The organism is Lelliottia sp. JS-SCA-14, from assembly GCF_035593345.1.
Taxonomy (GTDB): Bacteria; Pseudomonadota; Gammaproteobacteria; order Enterobacterales; family Enterobacteriaceae; genus Enterobacter; species Enterobacter wanjuensis.
This window is the reverse complement of record NZ_CP141606.1, coordinates 1,978,212-2,002,680: the sequence shown is the minus strand read 5'-3', so window position 1 is coordinate 2,002,680 and position 24,469 is coordinate 1,978,212. Positions and strand designations below refer to the sequence as shown.

At 56.9% G+C, this 24,469-nt stretch carries 24 protein-coding genes; 9 read left to right on the top strand and 15 right to left on the bottom strand.

Features of this window, described 5'->3' with window-relative positions; translation table 11 throughout:
• Positions 1-48 precede the first annotated feature (48 nt).
• The 5 genes from chbR to osmE form a co-directional block, all read right to left on the bottom strand.
• Positions 49-870, bottom strand: coding sequence for a transcriptional regulator ChbR (gene chbR / locus U9O48_RS09425; RefSeq protein WP_282495006.1), 822 nt, complete (start codon positions 868-870; stop codon positions 49-51).
• A gap of 24 nt (positions 871-894) precedes the next feature.
• Positions 895-1,242, bottom strand: a complete 348-nt coding sequence (chbA, locus tag U9O48_RS09420; protein WP_282495005.1) for a PTS N,N'-diacetylchitobiose transporter subunit IIA — start codon at positions 1,240-1,242, stop codon at positions 895-897.
• A 45-nt stretch (positions 1,243-1,287) separates the two neighbouring features.
• The gene (gene chbC, locus U9O48_RS09415) at positions 1,288-2,646 is read right to left on the bottom strand and encodes a PTS N,N'-diacetylchitobiose transporter subunit IIC (RefSeq protein WP_095281701.1); all 1,359 of its coding nucleotides are present in this window, start codon (positions 2,644-2,646) and stop codon (positions 1,288-1,290) included.
• A gap of 81 nt (positions 2,647-2,727) precedes the next feature.
• Positions 2,728-3,048, bottom strand: a complete 321-nt coding sequence (chbB, locus tag U9O48_RS09410; RefSeq protein WP_282495004.1) for a PTS N,N'-diacetylchitobiose transporter subunit IIB — start codon at positions 3,046-3,048, stop codon at positions 2,728-2,730.
• A gap of 258 nt (positions 3,049-3,306) precedes the next feature.
• Complete coding sequence (osmE, locus tag U9O48_RS09405) at positions 3,307-3,651, bottom strand: osmotically-inducible lipoprotein OsmE (protein WP_100780498.1); 345 nt, start codon at positions 3,649-3,651, stop codon at positions 3,307-3,309.
• A 231-nt stretch (positions 3,652-3,882) separates the two neighbouring features.
• Between osmE and nadE the strand changes: the two genes are divergently transcribed.
• Together nadE and cho are read left to right on the top strand one after the other, a co-directional pair.
• Positions 3,883-4,710 (top strand): ammonia-dependent NAD(+) synthetase, encoded by an 828-nt coding sequence (gene nadE, locus U9O48_RS09400; RefSeq protein ID WP_324724169.1) that lies wholly within the window; start codon positions 3,883-3,885, stop codon positions 4,708-4,710.
• 244 nt (positions 4,711-4,954) lie between these two features.
• On the top strand, positions 4,955-5,833 hold the full coding sequence (cho, locus tag U9O48_RS09395; RefSeq protein ID WP_282495002.1) for an excinuclease Cho: 879 nt from the start codon (positions 4,955-4,957) through the stop codon (positions 5,831-5,833).
• Here the strand turns inward: cho and ves are convergent.
• The 3 genes from ves to U9O48_RS09380 form a co-directional block, all read right to left on the bottom strand.
• Positions 5,811-6,368, bottom strand: a complete 558-nt coding sequence (ves, locus tag U9O48_RS09390; RefSeq protein WP_324724167.1) for an environmental stress-induced protein Ves — start codon at positions 6,366-6,368, stop codon at positions 5,811-5,813. The two genes, cho and ves, sit on opposite strands and share 23 nt — an antisense overlap.
• 296 nt (positions 6,369-6,664) lie before the next feature.
• Positions 6,665-7,153, bottom strand: coding sequence for an ATP-independent periplasmic protein-refolding chaperone Spy (gene spy / locus U9O48_RS09385; RefSeq protein ID WP_285144768.1), 489 nt, complete (start codon positions 7,151-7,153; stop codon positions 6,665-6,667).
• A gap of 333 nt (positions 7,154-7,486) precedes the next feature.
• Positions 7,487-8,329, bottom strand: coding sequence for a LysR family transcriptional regulator (locus U9O48_RS09380; protein ID WP_285144769.1), 843 nt, complete (start codon positions 8,327-8,329; stop codon positions 7,487-7,489).
• A gap of 653 nt (positions 8,330-8,982) precedes the next feature.
• Here U9O48_RS09380 and U9O48_RS09375 point away from each other — a divergent pair.
• A complete protein-coding gene (locus U9O48_RS09375; protein WP_324724166.1) occupies positions 8,983-10,536 on the top strand; it encodes a fibronectin type III domain-containing protein in 1,554 nt (517 codons plus the stop codon).
• Between the two features lie 75 nt (positions 10,537-10,611).
• Here U9O48_RS09375 and astE read toward each other — a convergent pair whose 3' ends face one another.
• From astE to U9O48_RS09350, 5 genes are read right to left on the bottom strand one after another with little or no spacing between them, the layout of a single operon-like run.
• Positions 10,612-11,577, bottom strand: coding sequence for a succinylglutamate desuccinylase (gene astE / locus U9O48_RS09370; RefSeq protein ID WP_285158832.1), 966 nt, complete (start codon positions 11,575-11,577; stop codon positions 10,612-10,614).
• A 9-nt stretch (positions 11,578-11,586) separates the two neighbouring features.
• On the bottom strand, positions 11,587-12,912 hold the full coding sequence (gene astB / locus U9O48_RS09365; protein ID WP_324724164.1) for an N-succinylarginine dihydrolase: 1,326 nt from the start codon (positions 12,910-12,912) through the stop codon (positions 11,587-11,589).
• Positions 12,899-14,386: a succinylglutamate-semialdehyde dehydrogenase gene (astD, locus tag U9O48_RS09360; RefSeq protein ID WP_285144773.1), complete on the bottom strand. Its 1,488-nt coding sequence runs from the start codon at positions 14,384-14,386 to the stop codon at positions 12,899-12,901. The genes astB and astD overlap by 14 nt, the downstream gene beginning before the upstream one ends.
• On the bottom strand, positions 14,383-15,417 hold the full coding sequence (gene astA / locus U9O48_RS09355; RefSeq protein WP_285144774.1) for an arginine N-succinyltransferase: 1,035 nt from the start codon (positions 15,415-15,417) through the stop codon (positions 14,383-14,385). The genes astD and astA overlap by 4 nt, the downstream gene beginning before the upstream one ends.
• On the bottom strand, positions 15,414-16,634 hold the full coding sequence (locus U9O48_RS09350) for an aspartate aminotransferase family protein (RefSeq protein ID WP_285144775.1): 1,221 nt from the start codon (positions 16,632-16,634) through the stop codon (positions 15,414-15,416). The genes astA and U9O48_RS09350 overlap by 4 nt, the downstream gene beginning before the upstream one ends.
• 433 nt (positions 16,635-17,067) lie before the next feature.
• Here U9O48_RS09350 and xthA point away from each other — a divergent pair, with 433 nt between their 5' ends.
• From xthA to U9O48_RS09320, 6 genes are all read left to right on the top strand, one after another.
• A complete protein-coding gene (xthA, locus tag U9O48_RS09345) occupies positions 17,068-17,874 on the top strand; it encodes an exodeoxyribonuclease III (RefSeq protein ID WP_282494992.1) in 807 nt (268 codons plus the stop codon).
• A 6-nt stretch (positions 17,875-17,880) separates the two neighbouring features.
• Complete coding sequence (locus tag U9O48_RS09340) at positions 17,881-18,561, top strand: TVP38/TMEM64 family protein (RefSeq protein WP_285144776.1); 681 nt, start codon at positions 17,881-17,883, stop codon at positions 18,559-18,561.
• A 21-nt stretch (positions 18,562-18,582) separates the two neighbouring features.
• Positions 18,583-19,746 (top strand): ABC transporter substrate-binding protein, encoded by a 1,164-nt coding sequence (locus U9O48_RS09335; protein ID WP_324724392.1) that lies wholly within the window; start codon positions 18,583-18,585, stop codon positions 19,744-19,746.
• A complete protein-coding gene (locus U9O48_RS09330) occupies positions 19,719-21,254 on the top strand; it encodes an ABC transporter permease subunit (protein ID WP_285150724.1) in 1,536 nt (511 codons plus the stop codon). The genes U9O48_RS09335 and U9O48_RS09330 overlap by 28 nt, the downstream gene beginning before the upstream one ends.
• Entirely contained in the window at positions 21,254-21,871 is a 618-nt protein-coding gene (locus U9O48_RS09325) for an ATP-binding cassette domain-containing protein (RefSeq protein ID WP_285150725.1), read from the top strand. The genes U9O48_RS09330 and U9O48_RS09325 overlap by 1 nt, the downstream gene beginning before the upstream one ends.
• Positions 21,872-21,948: 77 nt before the next feature.
• Positions 21,949-23,250 carry a rhodanese-like domain-containing protein gene (locus U9O48_RS09320; RefSeq protein ID WP_285150726.1) on the top strand — a complete coding sequence of 434 codons (1,302 nt, stop codon included), beginning with the start codon at positions 21,949-21,951 and terminating at the stop codon, positions 23,248-23,250.
• Here U9O48_RS09320 and U9O48_RS09315 read toward each other — a convergent pair.
• Together U9O48_RS09315 and U9O48_RS09310 are read right to left on the bottom strand one after the other, a co-directional pair.
• Entirely contained in the window at positions 23,247-23,864 is a 618-nt protein-coding gene (locus tag U9O48_RS09315) for a CDP-alcohol phosphatidyltransferase family protein (RefSeq protein ID WP_285150727.1), read from the bottom strand. The two genes, U9O48_RS09320 and U9O48_RS09315, sit on opposite strands and share 4 nt — an antisense overlap.
• Positions 23,857-24,426 carry a carboxymuconolactone decarboxylase family protein gene (locus U9O48_RS09310; RefSeq protein WP_285150728.1) on the bottom strand — a complete coding sequence of 190 codons (570 nt, stop codon included), beginning with the start codon at positions 24,424-24,426 and terminating at the stop codon, positions 23,857-23,859. The genes U9O48_RS09315 and U9O48_RS09310 overlap by 8 nt, the downstream gene beginning before the upstream one ends.
• Positions 24,427-24,469: the final 43 nt, after the last annotated feature.

Below are 24,469 nucleotides of genomic sequence, written 5' to 3'. Positions count from 1 at the left end.
CAAGCGTTTAAGTCAATATTTCTGGCGAGTTAATTCGCCGCAAGTCAATTAATTATTCATTACCGTTAAATTCTTACGGTAGCTATTTGGCGTAAACGAAGTGAATTTTTTAAAGGTCTTAATAAACAGGCTCGGGCTGCTATAACCCGACTCATAGGCAATATCGGTGACCGAATAGTTGGTAATTTCCAGCTGCTTTTTAGCGAAATTAATGCGGATGCCGTTAATAATCTGCACCGGTGTTTTTTGATAATAACGCTGGGTGGCGCGGGTCAGGTATTCTTGCGATTTCCCCGACAGCGCAATCATATTTTCCAGCGCACTGTCACCAAACTGATGTTTGTCGTGCATTAATTCGACGGTGGTACGCAGCCATTGCGGAATATCATCGATCACCTGCTGCTCATCGCGATGATGGCGCAGGCGGTTCATCACATAAAAAGTGACCGTTTCAATGAACTCATCAAACTCATTGTCGCGGAAGTTCAGCGAGGCGATGACCGTTTCGATCCAGGTCATGAACTCGTTTTTAATGCGATAAACCTGTGAGGCGACAAAACAGAACGGCACCAGCGGCAGGTAGTGTTTCTCGAAGAAACGTCTGCTGACACCCACGTTCAGAATGCGCGTAGCACCAAATTCATAAAAGCTCTGGTGATATGAGCCCATCGGCAGGAAGACAAAGTCCCCGCGCTCCAGCAGAACGCGCTTGCCGTTGATCTCCTGGTAGTAGCGCCCGGTCAGAACAATCGTGAACTCGTAGTAATCATGCTGGTGCAGGCCACTCACGCTTTCGGTTTTGTTGTAGATAACCACGTGAAAATTCTTGCCGTTAAACAGTTGCTGCTCAAATGCGGTTTTAATTTCCATCGTGTTTACCTCCAGCGGCCTGACTTATTGCATCTTCTCGTGAAGCTCGATGAGCTCGGTCACCAACTCGCGAGCCAGCATGGAGGTCATCAAATGATCCTGGGCGTGAACCAGCACCAGACTCACCTTCATTTTACCTTCACCCTGGTCACCTTCAATCAGTTTAGTTTGTACCAGGTGAGCTTCGTTCAGCGCGGTGCGCGACTGATCCATCATCCGTTTCGCGGCGGCAAAATCGCCCTGCTTGGCTTGTTTGAGGGCGGCATACGCCAGGCTGCGCGCCTGTCCGGAATTGATGATAAGCCCCATCACCACTTCTTCCAGATCGTTCTCGACCGCCTCTTCTGCCACAACATTATCCAAATCAAACATCTTCTCTCTCCTTATACTGGCGCGGGTTTCCCCGCGCCGGACAACTTAGAATTTCAGTGCGTTAGCGATGTCTTCTTCGCTTTCCTGCTCATCAAGTACCGCCTGCGCCTTGTTCGACACCGCCACGAATGGCAGGTAAACCAGCGTTGAGACACCGAGGTTGAACAGGGCCACGCAGAGTGCGGCGATGCTGCCGTTACTGTTGAAGAAGGCGCCTAAACCGGTTGGCATGGTCCATGGTGCGAGGTTAGTCACCGGTGGGATAATCCCCATCGAGTAAGCAGCCAGGGTAATGGCAGCCAGAATCGGCTGAACCAGGACGAACGGGATGAACATCACCGGGTTCATGATGATCGGCAGACCAAACAGAATCGGTTCGTTAATCTGGAAGATGCCTGACGGCAGGGCCAGTTTCGCCACCTGACGGTGATCCGCACGGCGTGAGCCGATGAAGATAGCGATAATCAGACCCAGCGTTGCCCCGGAACCACCCAGCAGGATGTAGGAGTCCAGCATCGGTTTCGCCCAGAAGTGGAACTCTTTACCGGCTGCAATCGCTGCTTCAACAGAACCATACTGGTTGTACAGGGCGATGTTTTCCAGTGCCCATGGGGTCATGATGCCGTTATCCAGCGCGGTCAGCGCAAGGGATCCGTGCACGCCGAAGAACCACAGCAGGGAGTTAAAGATAACGTAAGCCCAGCCCACTACGCTGCCCATGGATGCCAGCGGCGTGGAGATGGAGTCCATGATGATCTGGTGGAAGTTGCTGCCGTGGTTGGCCAGCAGCCAGGAGATAATGCCGAAGATCGACAGAATCAGGAAGCCAGGGATCAACGCCGAGAAAGAGCGTGATACGGAGGACGGCACGCTGTCTGGCAGGGTAATGACCCAGTTGCGACGAATCACAAAGGTAAACATTTCTGCCACGATCAGGCCAATCACCATCCCGGAGATAATGTTCTGTCCTCCGAGCCAGTTGGCACCGACCGCATAGGCTTCGCCCACGCTGTAAGGGGTGACGGTCATAAAGGCCGCGACCGCTAAAAGACCGGCGGCCATCGGGTCAACTTTTCGTTCTTCAGCTAACGCGGAACCAATGAAAAAAGGCGCCATCAGCGACATAATGCCCAACGTACCGTTGTACACGTTGCCGCCGATGGCTTTAAAACCATTCAGGGTCTCAATGGTGGAAGCGTCTAACCGAATGCCCATAGAATAGAAAAACGAGCCTTCGCCGAAACTTAAAAAAACGTTATTGATTAAAACGAACATGGCCCCTGCGAGGGTCAGCGGCATTAATTTAATAAAGCCGTTTTTGATCGCATTAATATGCGGCTGCTTTCCTATTTTAACAGCAAAAGGAAGGAGGACCTTTTCAAGAGAGCTAATAACTTGACTCATAGAAATTACCCTTAAATGCCGCAATGAAAATATTGCGGCGTAAGTATGTGAAATAACTCTTTGACGGGAAAAATTTAAAATTTAATTAGCGGCAGCTTTTTTAATTGATGCGACTGCAGCTTTAAGCACACCCAAACCATCAATTTTGCCGTACAGCACAGAATCGATCACTTCCACAGGTTTGTTCGGTAATAAACGCTGGATTTCTGGCAGCATGTAAGCGATTTGTGGTCCGAGTAATACCACGTCCGCGTTCTGGCCTTTTTCGCCTGCCAGCGTTTCAGGAAACGCTTCGATAACAACGGGAACTTCATACTTTTCAGCCTGCGCGCGCATTTTAGACACCAGCAGCGACGTTGACATGCCCGCAGAGCAGAACAGGTAGATATGTTTCTTTTCCATAGCAACTTCCCTCTTGTATGACCCTCACCCTCGCCCTTCAGGCCGTTTGTGAGTGTTACTATTGTTTATCATTGAATGGAGTATACGGCATGGCGCAGGGAGGGGATAATTCCAGACACATCACAATTGTCTCTCCTTGACCTGGCGTTTTGACTACCCTCACATTTTAGGCAAATAATTCGCGATAAGAAATAAGATTATTGCAGGCACAAAAAAACCGGCCCAGAGGCCGGTTTGTGACATTGCGCAGGCTACAGGTTATTGCGCCTTAGGAGCCTGCGGGTCGGTATCGTACTCAGCACAGGTCTGGTAACCGGAATTGATCACGTGTCCTGTGTCATCCAGTGCAACGAAGTAGGTCTCTGCTTTACCATCCCGTTGACCCAGAATATAGGTCTGGCACGTCCCACGTGCGTGGATCATGGTGACTTCTGAAGAAGGTTTACCCGCCACCTGCGCCACCTGCGCACGGCTCATACCCTTCTTCACATCTTTAACCACCGGCTGTGTGAATTGATCGGTTGTACGATCGTAAGCTGTACACCCTGCCAGCATAGTCAATACCGCCGCTGCGCTCAGAATTCCCGCTACATTCTTGTTCATATTCCGTCCTCTTGTTTATCAGCGTGTTATCTAAGCATGGAACAAAAAATCCTATTCATCAACTTTGACTACGAAGCGGCATGTTTTTCGGAAAATTCTAATAAAACAACGATAACCTGCTAAATCGTCGCAATTTGCCGCACTCGAAACTGTGATCCTTGTCGTTTTACGCCCAAAGGGTTAGTTTTAACGGATACTCATTCTGCTTCGTTTTTGCTAATGGAGGGCGTAATGGCTCTGCAACAAGAGATTATTCAGGCGCTTGGCGTAAAGCCCGCTGTCGACGCAAATCATGAAATCCGCCGCAGTATCGATTTTCTGAAAGACTATCTCAAAACCAACGCCTTCCTGAAGTCGCTGGTGTTGGGGATAAGCGGCGGCCAGGACTCGACCCTGACCGGCAAACTGTGCCAGATGGCGATCTCAGAATTGCGTCAGGAAACCGGCGACGACACCCTGCAGTTTATCGCCGTGCGCCTTCCTTATGGCGTGCAGGCCGACGAGCAGGATTGCCAGGATGCCATTGCCTTTATCCAGCCTGACCGTGTTCTCACTGTGAACATCAAAGGCGCAGTCCTGGCCAGCGAGCAGGCCCTGCGCGAAGCGGGAATTGAACTGAGCGATTTCGTACGCGGCAACGAGAAAGCCCGCGAACGCATGAAAGCGCAGTACAGCATCGCCGGGATGACCAAAGGCGTGGTGGTCGGCACCGATCACGCGGCAGAAGCCGTGACCGGTTTCTTCACCAAATACGGCGACGGCGGCACCGACATCAACCCGATCTTCCGCCTCAACAAGCGCCAGGGTAAGCAACTGCTCGCCACGCTTGGCTGCCCGGAGCACTTATATAAGAAAGCCCCAACTGCCGATCTCGAAGACGACCGCCCTTCTCTGCCGGATGAAGTCGCGCTGGGCGTGACCTACGAAAACATCGACGATTATCTGGAAGGCAAAACCCTCGATGAGAAGATCGCCCGCACCATTGAAGGCTGGTATCTGAAAACCGAGCACAAGCGCCACACGCCAATTACGATTTTCGACGATTTCTGGAAGCGGTAATTTTCGCACCTGTTGCCGGATGGCGCTGCGCTTATCCGGCCTGGCTGACCGGTGCGGTCTGGTGCCCTCACCCCAACCCTCTCCCACCGGGAGAGGGGGCAAACATTAAAAACGGCAACTTGCGTTGCCGTTTTACATTTACCTTGTAGGCCGGGTAAGGCGAAGCCGCCACCCGGCATTTGTCTCTTTTTTAACCGGCACCTCTCTGCTACACTGTATGCCTGAACAGTATCAGGAGTCTTTTGTGAGCAGGCGTCAATCCGCCCCGCGACTGGAATTTGAAGCGGCGGCCATCTACGAATATCCCGAACATCTTCGCCCCTGGCTGGAAGCACTGCCGAAACAGCCCGGCGTCTATTTTTTTCATGGCGAGAGCGACGCCATGCCGCTTTACATCGGCAAAAGCGTCAATATCCGCAGCCGGGTGTTATCGCATTTACGCACCCCCGACGAGGCCGCGATGCTGCGCCAGTCGCGGCGCATCACCTGGATGCAAACCGCCGGTGAACTCGGCGCGCTATTGCTCGAAGCCCGGCTGATTAAAGAGCAGCAGCCGCTGTTCAACAAACGACTGCGCCGCAACCGTCAGCTCTGCTCTCTGCAAATCACCGACGGCAAACCGCAGGTGGTCTATGCCCGTGAGATTGATTTCTCTCACGCGCAGAATCTGCACGGGCTGTTTGCCAATCGCCGCGCGGCGCTGCAGGCTCTGCAAACCATCGCGGACGCAGAAAAGTTGTGCTACGGATTATTAGGTCTGGAATCCCTCACCCGCGGGCGCGCCTGTTTTCGCTCGGCGTTAAAACGCTGCGCGGGAGCCTGCTGCGGCAAAGAGAGTGTGGAAGATCATCAGGCGAGATTAGTGGCCGGACTGGCCGCGCTGCGCGTCACCTGCTGGCCGTGGGACGGCGCGATTGCGCTGAAAGAGGGCAGCCATGAGATGACGCACTACCACATCATTCATAACTGGCTGTGGCTGGGTGCCGTCGACACCTTAAAAGAGGCAACGGCCCTGCTGAAAACCCCCGCCGGTTTTGATCACGACGGCTACAAAATTCTCTGTAAACCGTTGCTCTCCGGCGAGTATGAGATCATCGAGCTTAATGCCCCGGCAGCCAGGTGATCTCACTGAACAGCAGCGTACCTTCGGATTCCAGTAAGCGCAGGGTGTGAGTTCCATCCTGCCAGCTGGCGCCCTGGTCGGCGGTGAGAAGTTTATCCCCTAACTGCCACGCCCCGCTTAAAACAAACGCCACCCCGCCGCGCGAGGCGAAGGTGGTAAAGGTACGGTCAGCCACCCGCACTTTGGCCTGACAGTAATCCCGGCGGGTCATGATATTAAAATCCATCGACATCTGCCCTTCGGTGAGCTTCGCTTTCACCGGATGATCGCCTGCAAAGCTGAACGGCTGATGACGTTTCAGGGTGTGGCAAAAGGTGTGGCCCGCATCGAGGGTCACTTCGCCGCCCTCAATCAGGGTAATTACCCGATCGACACCGGGAAATAATGAGAATTCGCCGTTGCTGGCGATAGAAGCAATGCTGGCGCGCCAGTGAAAATCACGGGTCGCAGTGGGAAAGCAACAGATCTCACGGGTTTCGCCCGCGCCATTTCGCCAGAGGTTCACCGGCATCTTGCGGATATCAAAAAACTCCATCACCACTCCTGAAAGGCGCACCTGCGCCAGGGCGACGATATATCGCGTCGCTGTCTTGATTGTTATCGTTAGGTGTTCACAGGCGTATTATCGGCAGCAATGGGAAGAGGCCTTAGTGTCGTGATGAAAAAAACACTAACGCCCTGACTCTGCTACTCATTCTTAAAACCGACTACAGGAGCATACCGTGATGGCGGCGCGTGACAAGAGGGTGCGAAAGAAAAAACCGCCGGACCTGTCCACAGCGATTGCGCTTATGTGGACAGGTTTCCGGCGGTCTTAATAGTTTGTGCTGATTATTCAGCAGGCGGAGCCATTTTACCTTCTGGCGCCGGACGTTCTGTCAGACGCTTCTCAAAATTGGCATTAAATTGCTTTTTCTGTTCCGGGGTCAGAATGTTGTAGATCTTGTTCTGAGTTTCCATACGGGCGAGCATTCCGGCTTTGTGCTGCTCGGCCATTTTGTCGATCTGCGCTTCGGCTTTTGCCTTATCGAAGCTGTCGCTGGCAATGATGTCATGCATTGCGCGGCGCTCTTCCAGCGGCGGACGTTTCATCTGGTCACGCTGGCTTTTCATGATGTCGCGCACCTGCTGTTTCTGCGCATTGGTCAGGTTCAGGTCTTTAAACATCATGTCGTGATGCATGCCCGGCTTGCCTTTGTGATGCATCATCTTGCCTTCAGTTGGCGCTGCGGTGGTGGTCGCGGTATCTGCGGCGAACGCCATGCTGGTAGCGCCCAGAGCCAGGGTAGAAGCAACAAACAGTGCAGTTAATTTACGCATAATTGTTTTCCTTTCTTTCAGTTATTCTTCGGCGCTATGCCGTGTTGACGAGATTAACTTTACGGGGTTTATCGTCAATTAGTCAGAGCAACGGTAAAACAATGAAAGTGTAAAAAACAAATTATCGCCAAATGTGGAGGAATTAAGGATAAAGCGTGGAGAGTTGAAACAAAAATATTCAATGCGATGATTTTAAAGAGATTATGAAGAAGTATAGCGAAGTGCCGATTAATAATAAAGCAGTTATCCAGGAATAATCTGCAAAAAGATCGTCAGCACTCTCTTTATTAAAACCTCATAGAGGATACAGGCCTCAGCGACCGGGATAAATCATCAGACAAACTCCACCAGCAGATCCTTAAAAGCGTTGATCAGGCCCATCTGCCGGGTGTCTGCGTGATGATAAACGAAGCAACGAATATAAGACGTTTCAATACGCTCCACCTCAATCCCTTCGAGGCGAAAAATCTGCGCCATTTTCTCAGACGAAACGCACATCCCCTTCCCCGCCCGCACGAAGGAGAGCAGCGTGAAGAGGTCGTGGTTGTGTTCAATAAACTCAGGGTCAATCCCCTTCGGCCCGAGGATGTTTTTGATCCTGGCTTTATACAGTGGCGTATGCTGATCCTTCCAGACGAAGAATTTCGGCTTGCCGCTCGGCGTATCGGTCATTCGCTTGCGCAAAATGACATGGTGGCAGCCGTGCCAGGAATCGCACTGCAAGCCAGGCTCAGAATCCAGCGGCCTGAACGCTAGCACGGCCGTATTTGGCTGATAGGTCAGCGCACTAAAATCCTCGTTTGTCAGCTGGGTTCTGTGGGTTTCGAATTTGAGATTTTCCGACTGGAAAACGCGCTGTAAATGATGGAAGAGGATGTGAGGAACGGAGATATCAAAATAGATGAGCATTTGCGTGTCGTGAGGGTTTGTCCTGAGACTGTCTTCGAATGCCAGCAGATTCTGATAGGCGGGCAGGCACCGGTTGTAGCAATCCCAGGCCAGCTGCGTCGGCTCGAGATCGTTATGCTTTCGGCTAAACAACTTGCCTCCCAGCGACATTTCCAGCTCGGTTAAGACCTTACTCAAAGGCGACCGGGTGATACACAACTCTTCCGCCGCCTTGCCAAAATTTTTGTTTCTCATGATAACCATGAAGTAACGCATCTTCTTTGACAAAAATATCCCCATAGCTAGCCTCGTAAAAAATTCGTTAATACATTTTTTTGCGCAACAAACGGGTTGCGCAGCAAAGAGTCATTGTTGCGCTATTGCAATAAAATGCGTTTCCGTCCGGGAAACAATTTTTTCAAATCAGGAAACCCATAACCCTGAGGAAAAATAAACACCTCTTACGTCGCTTAATTTAGTTATTTATCCTCTTCACAAGACACACCTATTTGTCATGGTATCGTGGTTTAGCGCGGAAGAAAACGGGCGAGAATAAGAAACATAATAGTTCTCAATGCCTTAAAATAAATTTTAATAACGCGATAAATAATTACCACGAAAACAAAAACGCTAACGCATTGATTTAAAGCGAACAATGACACACAAATCATAAACAGTTTTATTAAATTAAATAGTTAAAACAACAAGTTGTTACACAATCATAATATCAACCACACTCACCCTGCGGATTACCCGGTTTTTGAAACGTCCTGAACCCCCTCGCCAAAATAGACACAATTATTTCGCAAAATAAGAAATTAGCCGAGGCGAAGTTCGTAATCTGTCTTCACCCCGCCGGGAAAATGTCTTCTCCCCGGGCAAATCCGACAGCTAAGCATCTGCTTAATGTTAAACCACTCACATTCATCAAGGTGTTAATTATGAAAAATACCGCTCAGGCCGTCATTGCTTATGCAAAATGGGAATCTGGTGTCACTCCGGCCCCCTATTACGATAACTGTATCATCACCCTTTATAATATGACCGACAGCGATATTGTTAATCCGCTGATAGCCTTCACCCTCGCGGCAGGACAACAGCCGAGTCAGGATCTTAATTTCGCATTTTCCGTCAGCGGCAGCTCGGTAAGCGGATATTTAACCGATAACAACAGGGTTCCCGCTCAGGGCTCCGTGGCGTTTGCAATCGGTATTAATGGTGGGGAACAACTGGGCGCGCTGCCAACCGGGTTTGTCGTTAATGGCGCCTCCGCCGACGCACCACCCGACTCAGAAGCTCCTTCCGTTCCACAGGGAGTGACGGTCACCGGAACCGGGGCGAAAACCGCATCACTTGTCTGGCAGCCTTCAACGGACAATGTCCTCGTGGTCGGGTATATCGTCGAGTACGCGGCGGGCTCTGCCAAAACTCAGCTTTCCGTTGACGCTGCCAGCGCCATCATTACCGGTTTAACGGAACTGACCGCCTATACCGCCACCGTCAAAGCCGTGGATGTCGCGGGAAATACCTCGGCCATCTCTGACGTCGTCTCCTTCACGACGCAAACCGCGGTGCCGGACCCGGGCGAGTACCGCTTCTCCGTTGCGCCCTATATCGATTACATGGCCTACCCGCAGTTAACCACCGGGATGTGTCTGGACGCTTCGGGCATCAAGAACTATACGCTGGCATTTATTGTTGCCGGGACCAGCAGCGCCGACAACACGCCGATGCCCGCCTGGGGCGGACAAAGCGATCCCGCCTTTGACGCCCGCACCAGCAGCCTGGCGAAAGACGATATTGCGGCATTGCGCGCCGCCGGCGGCGATGTGGCGATTTCCTTTGGCGGCTCCGCCGGTATTCCCATCGAAGAAGCCGTGGCAGATACCGATACCCTGATCGACTGGTATCAGGAGATCATCGATAACTACGCCCTGAAATACATCGATTTCGATCTCGAGGGCGAAGTCCTGGCCCAGCCGGATGTTCTGACGCGCCATGTGGTGGTAGTCGAAGCCATCATGCGCGCCAACCCGTCACTGCAGGTCTCTTACACCCTCCCGGTTGACGGGCAAAACAGCGCCTCCAGCCAGGGCTTAAGCTCCTATGGGATTGATTTCATTGCCATGCTGGCCGATGCCGATATCCTGCCTTCGATGATCAATGGCATGACGATGGACTTTGGCGCGGATTCGCCTGCGGATATGTTTACCGGTGTCAAAAATGCGCTCGACGCGATGAACACGCAGATCGTGGCGAACTGGCCGCAGCTGAGCGCTAAACAGGCGTGGCGTCGAACCGGCGCAACGCCGATGTTCGGGGACAACGATGTGCAGGGCCAGACCTTCACCCTCGATAATCAGTCGCAGCTTCTGGATTATGCGAAAAAGGTTAATCTGGGGATGTTGTCGGGCTGGAGCGAGAACCGCGACCACGATCTCTTCGCCTGGGGTTACAGCAAGGTGATTGCCGATTATCAGCACAAAGACGCTTAACCCGGTAAGGGGTCAAAGAAAAACCCTGAGCGCCACGCGATCAGGGTTTATTCGTTTTAAAAATGCGCCGCCGATTTACGTCACCTTCTCCAGCATCAGCCCCGCCCGCAACCCCAGTGCCACCGACGGATTCGGGAACAGCACATACTCCGTCGTTTTCTGCACTTCATAACGCTCGCCCCCGTCCTCTGCCAGCAAAATTCCCTGGCGGAACGGCGTGAAGTTCAGGGTATGCGCCGCCATATGCAGCTGAAACGCCTCGCTGCGACGGGTGAGCTGTTGCACGACGCGATAACGCTCCACCGGCTCCGCATGCGGTTCCGGCTCAGCGCCTGAGAGCAGCGCCCGCAGCGCCAGATGGGTAGGCGCAAAACGCGTCAGATCGTTATGCCCAAACGGCAGGGCTTTACCCAGCTCAAGGGTACAGGCCAGCGCGCCGAAATGCTCACAGGTGAAATGGGTGAAAGTCCCGCCCGGCGACTGATGGAACACCAGCGCTTCGAGGCCCGCATCGCCCAGCCAGTCGAGGAAAGTTTCATCCCACGGCTGCTCGCGCTGGGGCAGCACGCCGAAACGCACGTGATACGACGCGCGAATGGCGGTGTGCAGATCCAGATGCCAGCGATCTTCCCCGGCTGTGGCATAAAAATCCCTGACCGCCTTCTCCAGCACCAGCACCCGTTCGGTTTCTTCGCAGGGCGCGAAATGCGCCGCGCGCCCGCCAAACATCCGGTTGATATCGCTCACCAGATAACGCTTGTTCTGCGCCAGCGCTACCGGGTTCCCGAGCACCACCAGCACGCGGCAGCGCAGCGGAATATCCCCGCGAAACAGCGCGCGGAGCAGCAGATCGACAATTTCCACCGGGGCGGTTTCATTGCCGTGAACGCCCGCCGAGAGCACCAGAGCACGTTCACTCGCCTCGAACGGCGTCAGTTCGAGCAGCCCGCGCCCCAGCCATTTCCAGTGAAAGGTCGCGCCCTCACCTTCGGTTTGCACAGGCGTTTCGTCCGCCAGGGTCAGCGCCAGTAAATTCTCCATCCTCTCTCCTTAGCGCTGGAACGGGTAAACCGATCCCAGGTGCAGGATCGAGGTCAGAGCGTCCAGCGCTTCGCGGCCTTCGCGCAATAGCTGCGGATCAACCAGATCCGCCTGCGTCAGCTGATCGCGATAGTAGCGATCGACCCAGTTATTCAGCGTGTTAAACAGGGTGTCATTCATCATGACCGCCGGATTTACCGCCTGCATTTCGGCCTGGGTCAGCACCACGCGCAGCCGCAGGCAGGCAGGGCCGCCGCCGTTGGCCATACTTTCACGCAGGTCGAACACCTTCAGCTCGCTGATCGGGTTGTCGGCCTTCACCAGTTCCGTCAGATAGCGCCACACGCCCTGATGGTTTTGCGACTCCTGCGGCAGGACCAGCAGCATGCTGCCGTCGTCGCGGCTCAACAGCTGGCTGTTAAACAGGTAAGTTTCCACCGCATCCTGCACGCTCACGGCGTGCGTCGGGACCTGAATCGGCGTAAAGCCCGGCACGCGCTCGGCAAGCGCGGCAAGCAATTTATCCTGCTGGGCAAACGCCTGTTCGTGGCAGAACAGCACCTGACGGTTCGACACGGCGATCACGTCGTTGTGGAACACACCCTGATCGATAACATCTGGATTCTGCTGAGCAAAAACCACCTGCCCAGGATTGACCTGATTCAGCCGCGCCACCGCCTGGCTCGCCGCCAGGGTCTGACGCGCCGGGTATCGCACGGGTGCGTTGTGCCCACTCTCGTCGCGTCCGTAGACAAACAGCTGCGTCGCCGGGTCGCCGTAGTTACCACCCAGACGGTTATGGTTTGCCGCCCCTTCATCGCCAAACATCGCCACCTGCGGGAGCGCTTCGTGAACGCTGAACCGTTCAGCATCGCTGAAAATGGCGCGCAGCACGCGCTCGGTGGTCACCGCCTCGGTCGCGCGATGGAATTTGTTATTCAGGTTGGCGACGGTGAGATGCACTTTGTCGTCGAGGGTATCCGCCGAGGGCGCAACGGTGGCGGCGTTTGCCACCCACATGGACGAGGCGGAGCTTGCCGCCGACAGCAGATGCGGCACCTGCGTCCCCGCTTTTTCCACCACCTGCTCGTCGCTGCCGCTAAACCCGAGCTGACGCAGAACCTCGACGTTCGGGCGCTCCTGCGGCGGGATCAGCGCCTGCGGGAAACCGGCGTCAGCCAGGGCTTTCATCTTTTGCAGCCCCTGTTTCGCCGCAAGCTTAGGATTCGAAATCTGGAAGCGGTGCTTCGTTGAGGCCTCATTGCCAAACGACAGCCCGGCGTAGTGGTGAGTCAGCCCCACCAGCCCGTCAAAGTTGACCTCATGCGCTTTCATGACGATCCCCTTGCGTAAAATCGAGCCCCGGATTGAGGCTTTCCGGCAGGGTCAATGCAGGCGTTTCGAGGCTCGCCATCGGCCACGCGCAGTAATCCGCCGCATACCAGGCGCTGGCGCGATGGTTGCCGGAAGCGCCCACGCCACCGAACGGCGCGGTACTCGCCGCACCGGTCAGGGGTTTGTTCCAGTTCACAATTCCGGCGCGCGCTTCAATCAGCAGCGTGTCGAATTTCTCGCGATCCGGTGAAATCAGCCCGCTCGACAGGCCGTAGCGGGTGTTGTTCGCCATCGCAATGGCGCTGTCGAAATCATCGTAACGCCAGACGCAGAGCAGCGGACCGAAGGTCTCTTCATCCGGGACATTACTCGCCCCACTCATCTCCACAATCCCCGGCGTTAGCAGGGACGTACCCGGCTGGACAAGCTTCGGCTCCAGCAGGCTTTTTCCGCCGCGCGCCACGTGCTCGCGCCAGGCGTTGACCACGTTGTTCGCGGCTTGTTCAGAGATCAGCCCGCCGATAAACGGCTGCGGATCGGCGTCCCAGGCGTCGGGCACCAGGCGCGCGGTCACTTCCACCAAACGGGCCAGGAAGGCATCGCCCTGCGCGCCGCGTTTCACCAGCAGACGACGCGCGCAGGTGCAGCGCTGCCCGGCGGTAACAAACGCCGACTGGATGGTCAGATGCACGGCGGCGTCGATATCCTCCACGTCTTCGACAATCAGCGGGTTATTCCCGCCCATCTCCAGCGCCAGAATTTTCTCCGGCTGCCCCGCCAGCTGGCGATGCAGCTGATAACCCGTCCCCGCGCTGCCGGTAAACAGCAGCCCGTCGATGTCACTCAGGGCGCTCAGGGCCTGGCCGGTTTCGCGTCCGCCCTGCACCAGGTTCAGCACGCCCGGCGGCAGACCCGCCTGCTCCCAGAGTTTGACCACCGCTTCACCCGTCCACGGCGTCAGTTCGCTCGGTTTGAAAATCACGGTATTGCCCGCCAGCAGCGCAGGCACGATATGCCCGTTCGGCAGATGGCCGGGGAAGTTATACGGCCCAAACACCGCCAGCACGCCGTGCGGACGATGGCGCAAGGTCGCCGCGCCGTCGGCCATATCCGTATGCTGCTCGCCGGTGCGGGTGTGATAGGCCTTCACGGAGATGGCAATTTTGTTGATCATCGCCGTGATTTCGGTCGTCGCTTCCCAGCGCGGTTTGCCGGTTTCGCGGGCAATAATGCTGGTCAGCTCGACTTTGTTGGCCTCCAGCAGGGAGGCAAATTTCTCGACCACCGCCTGACGCAGGCTAAAGGGCTGTTTCGCCCACGCCGGGAACGCCGCACGCGCCGCTTTACAGGCCTGTTCCACCTGAAGCGCACTGGCATCGGTACCGGTCCACAGCGCCTCTTTGCTCACCGGGTTAGTTTTCTCGCGACGCTCGCCTTCGCCCGTCACCCAGTCGCCATTAATCCATAAACTCATGCTGTTTTCTCCTCGGGGCAGAGTCGCACCAGGCGCACCGTGTCGCCTGCGCTACATTTCAGGGCATCCAGCTGGGCTGCGGTCAGCACCAGGCGGTCGCATTTGGGGTTCGCGCGGATCAGCATGGCGCGAAAATGATCGTATTGTTCATTCGCCACCAGACAGGCCGGCCATTCGCCCGGCGCAGGCTGCCCTTCGGCGACGGTCACCAGACGGCTTTTACGGATGGCGCGGACGCGATCGATATCGCACTCCAGCGTCGGGCCGCCGTCAAAAATATCGACGTAGTTACGGTAGCGGAAACCCTCTTTCTCCAGCACCGCGCGCGCCGGGGCGGTCTGCGGATGGACTTCGCCAATCACCGCCTGGGCTTCCGGGCTGAGGAAATGGGTGTAGATCGGGTGTTTCGGCATCAGCTCGGCGATAAAGGCTTTCTGCCCGGTGCCGCACAGGTAGTCCGCGCGAGAAAATTCCATCGAGAAGAAGCGCTCGCCGAGGCTTTCCCAGAACGGGGAGTAGCCTTTTTCGTCGATCACGCCGCGCATCTCCGCCACCACTTTTTCGTTAAAGCGATCGCGGAAGGCGGCCATAAACATGAAGCGCGATTTCGAGAGCAGATAGCCGTTGCCCTCTTTGCGCCACTCGGGATCGAGGAATAGCGTGCAAAGCTCGCTGCTGCCCGTGTGATCGTTGCTGAGCGAGAGCGTGGGCAGCGCGTTGTAGATGTTCAGCTCTTTCGAGGCGTGAACCAGCGTGCCGACGCGGTAGTTGTACCAGGGCTCATTGAGGCCGACCGCCACTTCGATGGCGCAGATCCCGGCAACTGCCCCTGTATCCGTATCTTCCAGAACAAAGACGTATCCCTGTTCGCTTTTCGGCACCGTCCCTTGCCAGGTATTGATGGCGCGCTCGATGCGCGCCGACAGCGTTTTTTCGTCGGCAGGAAGCGAGGTCAGCCCGCCTCCCGTCTTACCGGCAAGCTGCATAAGCCCGGCGAGATCGCCGCGCTCAACGGGACGGATGACCATCATGATGACACCCCGGATTTCACCTGTTCACAGGCCAGCGCAAAGCGATCTAATCCGGTGGTGACCTCTTCTTCACTTACCACCAGCGCCGGAGCAAAACGCACCACGTTCGCGCCCGCGATCAGCACCATCACACCCGCTTTTGCCGCTTCCTGTGAAATAAGTTTAGCTTTTCCGGCAAATTCAGCCGTCAGTTCGCAGCCAATTAACAGCCCCAGACCGCGAATTTCTTTGAACATGCCGACCTTGCTGTTGATCGCATTCAGGCGCTCAACAAACCAGTCGTGACGCTGCTTCACGCCGTTCAGCACTTCTGGCGTATTGATGATATCCAACACCTGTCCGGCGACCGCCGAGGCCAGCGGGTTACCGCCGTAGGTGGTGCCGTGGGTGCCGACGACCATCACGCTGGCGCATTTATTGGTGGTCAGCATCGCGCCGATCGGGAAACCGCCGCCTAATGCTTTCGCCGTCGACAGCACGTCCGGCGTGACGCCGTAGTGCATATAGGCATACAGCTCGCCGGTACGGCCCACGCCGGTCTGGACTTCATCAAAAATCAGCAGCGCGTTGTGCTGGTCGCACAGCTCACGCAGCCCCTGCAGGAAGGCTTTCTCCGCCGGGACCACGCCGCCCTCGCCCTGCATCGGCTCGACGATCACCGCGCAGGTGTTGTCGTTGATCAGCTCTTTCGCGGACTGGAGATCGTTAAACACCGCGTGACGAATATCCGGCGGTAACGGGGCGAAATCCTGTGAATAGGCAGGCTGTCCACCGGCGCTGACGGTAAACAGCGTGCGACCGTGGAAGGCATTTTTGAAGGCCACAATTCCGCTTTTCTGTGCGCCGAAGTGGTCGTGGGCGTATTTACGCGCCAGCTTCAGGGCCGCTTCGTTGGCCTCTGCGCCGGAGTTACAGAAGAAGATTTTTTCGGCAAAGGTGGCGTCGATCAGTTTTTTCGCCAGGCGCAGGGCAGGCTCGTTGGTGTAACCGTTGCCCGTGTGCCAGAACTTCGCCGCCTGATCGTTCAGGGTCTGGCGCAGCGCCGGGTGTGCGTGTCCCAGCGCGTTCACCGCAATCCCGCCCGCGAAATCGATATACTCTTTACCCTGCTGATCCCACAGGCGTGAGCCCTCCCCGCGTACCGGAATAAAAGCCGCCGGAGCGTAAACCGGCATCATCCATTCATCAAAATTTTCACGCGTAATTGACAGAGACATAGCGACCTCATCCGGTAAATAAGAAGTTGTTTAAATGTTAAATAATTGAGTGTTTGCACTGTGAATGTAGATTGCAGAGTTCGTGCCAGCCAGCGATAAAAATGCATAAACGCCTTGAGGTGACAGAATATCAATGAGTTAGAATATGGAGTTATTCACTGTTAGTGCATAATAAGTGAATATTTTTACGACAAGCGGCGGTTCGCGGGACGAAAACGAGAAATATTATGCACAGGCAAAATATAATTCTGGAATTGTGATCGCTCGCGAAATTTATCGACCGTTTACGCCCCCTTTGAGGGCAAGGCGCGTCGAAATGGTGCAAAAATTGCACCAACGGGATGATCTGTTGCAGTTATTGGCTGAACCCGATAACAGGCGGCGCAAATTCTGCTACCATCCTTGCACTATTCACCTTGCATTGGCAGCGACTATGAAATTTGTCTCTTTTAATATCAACGGCCTGCGCGCCCGCCCTCACCAACTGGAAGCCATTGTCGAACAACATCAGCCAGACGTGATCGGCCTGCAGGAGACAAAAGTTCACGACGATATGTTCCCGCTCGAAGACGTTGCGAAGCTGGGTTACAACGTCTTTTATCACGGACAGAAAGGCCATTACGGCGTGGCACTGCTCACTAAAGAGACGCCGGTCTCCGTCCGCCGCGGCTTCCCGGGCGATGACGACGACTCACAGCGTCGCATTATCATGGCGGAGATCCCCTCACCCGTCGGCAATATCACGGTAATCAACGGCTACTTCCCGCAGGGCGAAAGCCGCGACCACCCGACCAAATTCCCGGCGAAAGCCAAGTTCTACCAGGATCTGCAGGATTACCTGACCACCGAGCTGAACAAAGACAACCCGGTGCTGATCATGGGTGATGTGAATATCAGCCCGACGGATCTGGATATCGGCATCGGGGAAGACAGCCGCAAACGCTGGCTGCGCACCGGTAAATGCTCCTTCCTGCCGGAAGAGCGCGAGTGGATGGACCGTCTGATGAACTGGGGCCTGGTGGACACCTTCCGCAGCGCCAATCCGCAAACCCAGGATCGCTTTTCGTGGTTTGACTACCGCTCAAAAGGCTTCGACGACAACCGCGGCCTGCGTATCGATCTGCTGCTGGCCAGCCAGCCGCTGGCCGAACGCTGCATCGAAACCGGGATCGATTACGACATCCGCAGCATGGAAAAGCCGTCCGATCACGCGCCGGTCTGGGCGAAATTCAAACTGTAATTGCCGGTGAAAACGCAAAAAATCCTCTTCCTGTGCGCCCTGTTGGGCGCATTTGCTTTGCTTATCGCACTCCTGCCGCCAGGCTTTCTCTCCCTCGAATCACTCCGAACGCACCGGCTGGTGCTGATTGATTATGTCCATCGCGCCCCGGTGCAAAGCGCTGCGCTCTATTTTGCGCTTTACGTGGTGGTCTCTGCGTTTTCGATTCCCGGCGCGGCGCTGCTGACGCTGCTGGGCGGGGCGCTGTTCAGCTACTGGGAAGGGATTGTCCTGGTGTCGTTCGCTTCGACGCTGGGGGCAACGCTGGCGATGCTCGCCAGCCGCTACCTGCTGCGCGACTGGGTGCAGCGCCGCTTTGCGAAACCGATGCAGACGGTGAATGCAGGTGTCGCCCGCGACGGTGCGTTTTATCTGTTTGCCCTGCGCCTGATGCCGGTGTTTCCGTTCTTTGTGGTCAATCTGCTTTCGGGCTTAACCGCTATCGGCGTGGCGCGCTACTGGTGGATCAGCCAGCTGGCGATGCTGCCTGCGACGGTGATTTTCCTCAACGCCGGGCGCGAGCTGGGAGAGCTGACCTCCCTGCGCGATATTCTGTCGCCGGGAATGCTGGTAGCCTTTACACTCTTAGGGCTATTGCCGCTGGTCACCCGCTGGCTGTTCTCTCGCTTTACCCCTTCATCTCATTAACAGGGAGGCATTATGCGCCGTGTGCGTTCTTGCATGTTTCTGACCGGGCTGCTGCTAACAGCCCCGGTTTTCGCCGAAAGCGACTGGCAAACCGTTCAACAGGACGCCAAAGGCCAGACCGTGTGGTTCAACGCCTGGGGCGGCGATCCGGCGGTCAACCGGTATCTCGACTGGGTGAGCGAGGAGATGAAAACCCACTACGCCATCACCCTGAAAATCGTGCATCTGGCGGACGCCGCCGATGCGGTCAAACGCATCCAGACCGAGTCCCGCGCCGGGCGCACCAGTAAGGGCTCCGTTGATTTACTCTGGGTTAACGGGGAGAACTTCCGCACCCTGAAAGAGGCGAATCTCTTGCAAACCGGCTGGGCGCAAATGCTGCCCAACTGGCGCTATGTCGATACCACCAAACCGGTGACCGAAGATTTTGCCATTGCCACCGACGGCGCAGAATCCCCGTGGGGCGCGGCGCAGCTGACCTTTATTGCCCGCAAAGCCACGCTCTCAGCCTCGCTGCACGATCCTGCCGCTCTCCTCGACTATGCGAAGCAGCATCCGGGAAAAGTGACCTATCCACGTCCGCCTGATTTTACCGGCACCGCGTTTCTGGAACAGCTGCTGCTGAGCCTGACCACAACGCCGGATGCCCTGAAAACTGCGCCCGACCCGCACACCTTTGACGCCGTCACCGCCCCGCTGTGGCGCTATCTCGACCAGCTTCACCCCCAGCTCTGGCGCGAAGGCAAAGATTTTCCGCCGTCACCGGCGCGCATGGATGCCCTGCTTGCCAGCGGCAATCTGAATCTTTCCCTGACCTTTAACCCGGCCCACGCGCTGCAAAAAGTCGCCAGCGGCGAACTGCCTGCTGACACTTTCAGCTTCGGCTTTGCCGACGGGACGATGGGGAATGTCCATTTCGTGGCGATCCCGGCCAACAGCAGCGCCAGCGCGGGGGCCAAAGTGGTCGCCAATTTCCTGCTGTCACCGGACGCGCAAATTCGCAAAGCCGACCCGAAAATCTGGGGGGACCCGAGCGTGCTTGACCCGCAAAAATTGCCTGCTGACCAGGCCAGCGTACTGCGCCAGTTTATTCCGGCGGGTCTACCGACCATGCAGCCTGAGCCGCACGCAGCCTGGGTGAACGCTCTGGAGCAGGAATGGCTGCGTCGCTACGGCACCCGCTAGGCTGGCTGGTGTGGCTGGTCATCGCGGCCATTTACGCGCCGCTGTTCCCGGCCACCGTGATGCTGCTGGAACCGGCGATTTCCGTCGCCGGATGGCAATCCCTGTTTAGCGATCCGCAGCTGCCTCAGGCGCTGATCGCCACTTTGGTCTCCACGGCCATCGCCACCGTTGGTTCGCTGTTGATCGCGCTCTGCATCGTGGCGGCGCTGTGGCCCGGTAAGCGCTGGCAGCAGATGAATTCCCGTCTGCCCTGGCTGCTGGCCGTCCCGCACGTCGCGTTTGCCACCAGCGTGCTGCTGGTTTTTGCCGAAGGGGGCGCGTTTTATCAATTTTGCAGCGCCTGTTCGCCTCTGCTGGATCCCTACGGAATTGGCCTCGGCCTGACGCTTGCAGTGAAAGAGAGCGCCTTTGTGCTGTGGGCGATTTACGCCGTGCTGCCGGAAAAGACGCTGGCGCAGAAAATGGTGGTGCTGCAAACCCTCGGCTACTCCCGCATCCAGGGGCTGTTCTGGCTGGTGCTGCCGACCATTGCGCCGGCACTCGGCGCGGTGATGCTGGCGGTGGTCGCCTGGTCCCTCTCGGTGGTGGATATCGCGATCATTCTCGGGCCGGGCAATCCGCCGACGCTGGCGGTGCTGGCCTGGCAGTGGCTGAGTCAGGGCGATGCGGAGCAGCAGATCAAAGGTACGCTGCTCTGTCTGGTGCTCCTTCTCCTGCTGGCCGCGTTTGCCGCCGTCGGGGTCGCCCTGTGGAAGCCGTGGCGACGCACGATCCCATCGGTGTCGGGTCAACGTCACGAAGCCGGGCCGCCGATCGCAGGAACCGCGCTCGGCTGGCTGCTGCCCCTGAGCGGACTGGTCTGCGCCGCAGTGCTGCTCGTGCTGGCAAAACAGAGTGATTTTGATGTTGTGCCGTTTAGCGCCAGCCTCTCGTTCGCCCTGGTTTCCGCTCTGATCGCGCTGGGCACCGCCCTGCTGTGGCTGGAGTGGGGGCCGTCGCGCGGCACGCTGTGGCTCTGGCTGCCGCTGGCCCTGCCCGCCCTGCCGCTGGTCGCCGGGCAATACCGGCTGGCGCTCAATCTGGGTTTCGACGGCGAGTCTATTGCCGTGCTGTGGGGTCATCTGTTGTGGGTGTTCCCGTGGACGCTATTAGTGCTTCAACCCGCGTGGCGCAGGCTCGATCCACGGCTGATTCTGATCGCCAAAACGCTGGGGCTGTCGCGCAGTCAGGTATTCTTTAAGATCAAATGCCCGCTGCTGGTACGCCCGATTCTTATCGCCTTTGCCACCGGGTTTTCCGTGAGCATGGCGCAATATCTGCCGACGCTGTGGCTCGGCGCCGGGCGCTTTGCAACGCTCACCACCGAAGCCGTGGCGCTCAGCAGCGGCGGCAGTACGGCGATTCTTGCGGGCCGTGCGCTGTGGCTGCTGGCGCTCACCGCCGCTGCCTTTGCCCTCGCGGCAGGACTCTCGCGCCTCGCGGGACATTATCGACAAGGGTTACGCTGATGTTGACCGTCAAAAATCTCACTCTTAACCCGCTGCTGCGCGAGGCGAATTTCAGCGTTGAACGCGGGGAAATCCTCACCCTGATGGGGCCTTCGGGCAGCGGAAAATCGACGCTGTTTGCGTGGATGATCGGCGCGCTGTCCGCCGATTTTCAGGCCCACGGCGAGCTGTGGCTCGACGATGAACGGCTTGACTCGCGCCCGGTCGAAAAACGGGGGATTGGGATCTTGTTCCAGGATGCGCTGCTGTTCGATCACTTTAGCGTCGGGCAGAACCTGATGCTGGCGCTGCCTGCGAGTATTCGGAAGGCGCGCCGCGAACAGGTCGAGCAGGCGCTGGCGAGCGCGGGTCTGGCCGGATTTTATGCCAGCGATCCGGCGACGCTTTCAGGCGGTGAACGCAGCCGCGTCAGCCTGCTGCGTGCCCTGCTGGCGCAGCCTCGCGCCTTGTTGCTGGATGAGCCATTTAGTCGTCTGGACAAATCCCTGCGGGTGACGTTTCGGGAGTGGGTCTTCGCCCAGGTTCGCGCGCAGAACATTCCGGTGGTGCTGGTCACGCACGATGACGACGACATTCCGCCGGGTGGACGGGTGATTCAGCTCGCCGGGTGGCAATAAACCCTGTGCTAACGCAAGGAATTCTGTTTAGGGGAAGACGAAAATGACGCACCTTTTATTTCACGTCAGGTTCTTCGATGAAACGTGTTTCTCAACTGACCGCGCTGGCGCTCTGTCTTGCCAGTTTCTCCACTTTCGCCGCTGATATGGCCTCATCTGTGACGCTGGCCCAGCTGCAACAGCAGCACGGCGCGGTGATCGACACCCGCGCCAGCGCCTTCTATAACGGCTGGCCGCAAACATTGTCCGGCACCTCCGGGCATGAACCCGCCGCGCTGAACCTGTCAGCCAGCTGGTTAACCCTCATGAGCGACGAACAGCTCGCCGCCTGGGCTAAACAGCACAACCTCGCGCCCACCTCCGCCATCGCCCTGTACGGCAGCGACGCGGAGAACCAGGCGGTGAAAGCACGCCTCGCCAAAGCCGGGTATCAGCACGTTTCCACCCTGGGCGATGCGCTGCAAAATGCCGATCGCCTGCAGCGTCTTCCCCACTTCGAACAGCTGGTCTATCCCGAATGGTTGCATCAGCTGACGCAGGGTAAACCGGTCGCGGCGAAACCTGCGGGCGACTATAAAATTATCGAAGCCGCCTGGGGCGCGCCGAAATTCTATCTCCTGAACCACATTCCGGGCGCCGGGTACATTGATACCAACGAAGTGGAAAGCGAACCGCTGTGGAATAAAGTCTCCGACGACAAACTGAAAGCGCTGCTGGCGAAACAGGGTATTCGTCACGACACCACCGTGATCCTCTACGGTCGCGATGTGTATGCTGCAGCGCGCGTGGCGCAGATCATGCTCTACGCCGGGGTGAAAGATGTGCGTCTGCTGGATGGCGGCTGGAAAACCTGGTCCGATGCCGGTCTGCCGGTCGAGCGCGGAATGCCAGCAAAAGTGACGCCTGCCGCTGATTTCGGCGCCCCCATCCCAGGCCAGCCGCAGCTGATGGTCGATATGGAACAGGCACGCGGGATGTTGCATCGCAAAGATGCGTCGCTGGTGAGCATCCGTTCCTGGCCGGAATTCACCGGCGAGACCAGCGGCTACAGCTACATCAAGCCAAAAGGTGAGATCGCGGGCGCACGCTGGGGCCATGCGGGCAGCGATGCCACCCATATGGAAGATTTCCACAATCCGGACGGGACCATGCGCAGCGCCGATGATATCGCCGCGATGTGGAAAGAGTGGAATATCCTGCCGGACCAGCACGTTGCCTTCTACTGTGGCACCGGCTGGCGCGCGTCAGAAACCTTCATGTACGCCCGCGCCATGGGCTGGAAAAACGTCTCGGTCTACGACGGTGGCTGGTACGAATGGAGCAGCCACCCAAGTAACCCGATCACTACGGGTCCGCTGACGCCAGAAAGCACCCTTTAAGATTTGACAGCTTTCAGGGTCTGATACCCGCTCCAGATGCGCGTTGTGGTGGTGAGCCAGCACAACGCGCCAAAGATCCAGGCGAACAGCGCAAAGTGCGCCGGGAACAAACAGCACAGCACAAACAGCGCGATAGTCTCCGTCCCCTCCGTTAATCCCCCGATGTAATAAAACGACTTGTGCGCGTAGCCCGGGTTATCAATATTGTGTTTTGCGGCCAGCGCCGCAAAGGCCAGGAAACTGCTGCCGGTGCCGATAAATGCAAACAGCAGCCAGGCGGCAGCCAGCGCGTTTTCCAGCGGTGCGGCCAGCGCAAAGCCAAAAGGCACTAAGGCATAAAAGAGAAAATCGAGGGCGATATCGAGAAAACCGCCCGCGTCCGATAACCCGCGACGCCGCGCCAGCGCGCCGTCCAGTCCGTCGAACAGTCGGTTCAGCACAATGGCGATCAGCGCCGCAACATACCAGCCGAGCGCCAGAAACGGCAGCGCCAGCACGCCGATGGCAAACCCGGTCAGCGTCAAACCGTCGGCGCTGATGTACGGCTTATCAATCACCTCTACCAGGCGGTTGAGCAGCGGTTTCACGCGCGGATGCAGATGCCGATCAAGCATGGGGCTTCCCCTTCAACGCGTCGCAAAGCCCCTGAGACGGTATCTCCAGCGCGGCGTTGAAGCGCGCAGAAAGATTCTGAAAGGCAATCAGGGCCGTCATTTCCGTGATCGTCGCATCGCTGTAAAAGCGTTTGAGTTCGCTTTTGATGGACTCCGTGACCAGCGGCGGCGTAGCGGTGGTGGCTTCGGCATACTCCAGCGCCGCACGCTCTTCCGGGCTGAACAGCGCGGACTCACGCCAGTCGCTGACCGCCTGCACCTTATCCAGCGCGCCGCAGCGCTCGGCCAGACGCAGGCTGTTGGCGTCGACACAAAATGCGCAGTGGCACAGCTGCGAAACACGCGTCATCAGCAGTGCGCGCAGGGCCGGATTGAGGCGCGCATTTTTACGTTCCAGAAAACCGACAAACAGCGCCACCAGCCAGAAAAGACGCGGCATGCGTCCCCACCAGCGGGTGGGATTCAGCACCACGCCGAAGTGTTTTTTTTGCATGGCGGCAATGGGTTTTAAACTGGCGGGGATAGATTCTACGGGCTGGACCCAGGCGGAAGTTTCTTTCACCGGACTCTCCTGATGGCTGGACTCTTTGAAAGCCGACGATAAT

Excerpts from the sequence above, each read along its gene's own strand:
- chbR (WP_282495006.1), bottom strand. The coding sequence starts at position 870 with ATGGAAATTAAAACCGCATTTGAGCAGCAACTGTTTAACGGCAAGAAT.
- chbA (WP_282495005.1), bottom strand. The coding sequence starts at position 1,242 with ATGTTTGATTTGGATAATGTTGTGGCAGAAGAGGCGGTCGAGAACGAT.
- chbC (WP_095281701.1), bottom strand. The coding sequence starts at position 2,646 with ATGAGTCAAGTTATTAGCTCTCTTGAAAAGGTCCTCCTTCCTTTTGCT.
- chbB (WP_282495004.1), bottom strand. The coding sequence starts at position 3,048 with ATGGAAAAGAAACATATCTACCTGTTCTGCTCTGCGGGCATGTCAACG.
- osmE (WP_100780498.1), bottom strand. The coding sequence starts at position 3,651 with ATGAACAAGAATGTAGCGGGAATTCTGAGCGCAGCGGCGGTATTGACT.
- nadE (WP_324724169.1), top strand. The coding sequence starts at position 3,883 with ATGGCTCTGCAACAAGAGATTATTCAGGCGCTTGGCGTAAAGCCCGCT.
- ves (WP_324724167.1), bottom strand. The coding sequence starts at position 6,368 with ATGGAGTTTTTTGATATCCGCAAGATGCCGGTGAACCTCTGGCGAAAT.
- spy (WP_285144768.1), bottom strand. The coding sequence starts at position 7,153 with ATGCGTAAATTAACTGCACTGTTTGTTGCTTCTACCCTGGCTCTGGGC.
- U9O48_RS09375 (WP_324724166.1), top strand. The coding sequence starts at position 8,983 with ATGAAAAATACCGCTCAGGCCGTCATTGCTTATGCAAAATGGGAATCT.
- astE (WP_285158832.1), bottom strand. The coding sequence starts at position 11,577 with ATGGAGAATTTACTGGCGCTGACCCTGGCGGACGAAACGCCTGTGCAA.
- astB (WP_324724164.1), bottom strand. The coding sequence starts at position 12,912 with ATGAAAGCGCATGAGGTCAACTTTGACGGGCTGGTGGGGCTGACTCAC.
- astD (WP_285144773.1), bottom strand. The coding sequence starts at position 14,386 with ATGAGTTTATGGATTAATGGCGACTGGGTGACGGGCGAAGGCGAGCGT.
- astA (WP_285144774.1), bottom strand. The coding sequence starts at position 15,417 with ATGATGGTCATCCGTCCCGTTGAGCGCGGCGATCTCGCCGGGCTTATG.
- U9O48_RS09350 (WP_285144775.1), bottom strand. The coding sequence starts at position 16,634 with ATGTCTCTGTCAATTACGCGTGAAAATTTTGATGAATGGATGATGCCG.
- xthA (WP_282494992.1), top strand. The coding sequence starts at position 17,068 with ATGAAATTTGTCTCTTTTAATATCAACGGCCTGCGCGCCCGCCCTCAC.
- U9O48_RS09330 (WP_285150724.1), top strand. The coding sequence starts at position 19,719 with ATGGCTGCGTCGCTACGGCACCCGCTAGGCTGGCTGGTGTGGCTGGTC.
- U9O48_RS09325 (WP_285150725.1), top strand. The coding sequence starts at position 21,254 with ATGTTGACCGTCAAAAATCTCACTCTTAACCCGCTGCTGCGCGAGGCG.
- U9O48_RS09320 (WP_285150726.1), top strand. The coding sequence starts at position 21,949 with ATGAAACGTGTTTCTCAACTGACCGCGCTGGCGCTCTGTCTTGCCAGT.
- U9O48_RS09315 (WP_285150727.1), bottom strand. The coding sequence starts at position 23,864 with ATGCTTGATCGGCATCTGCATCCGCGCGTGAAACCGCTGCTCAACCGC.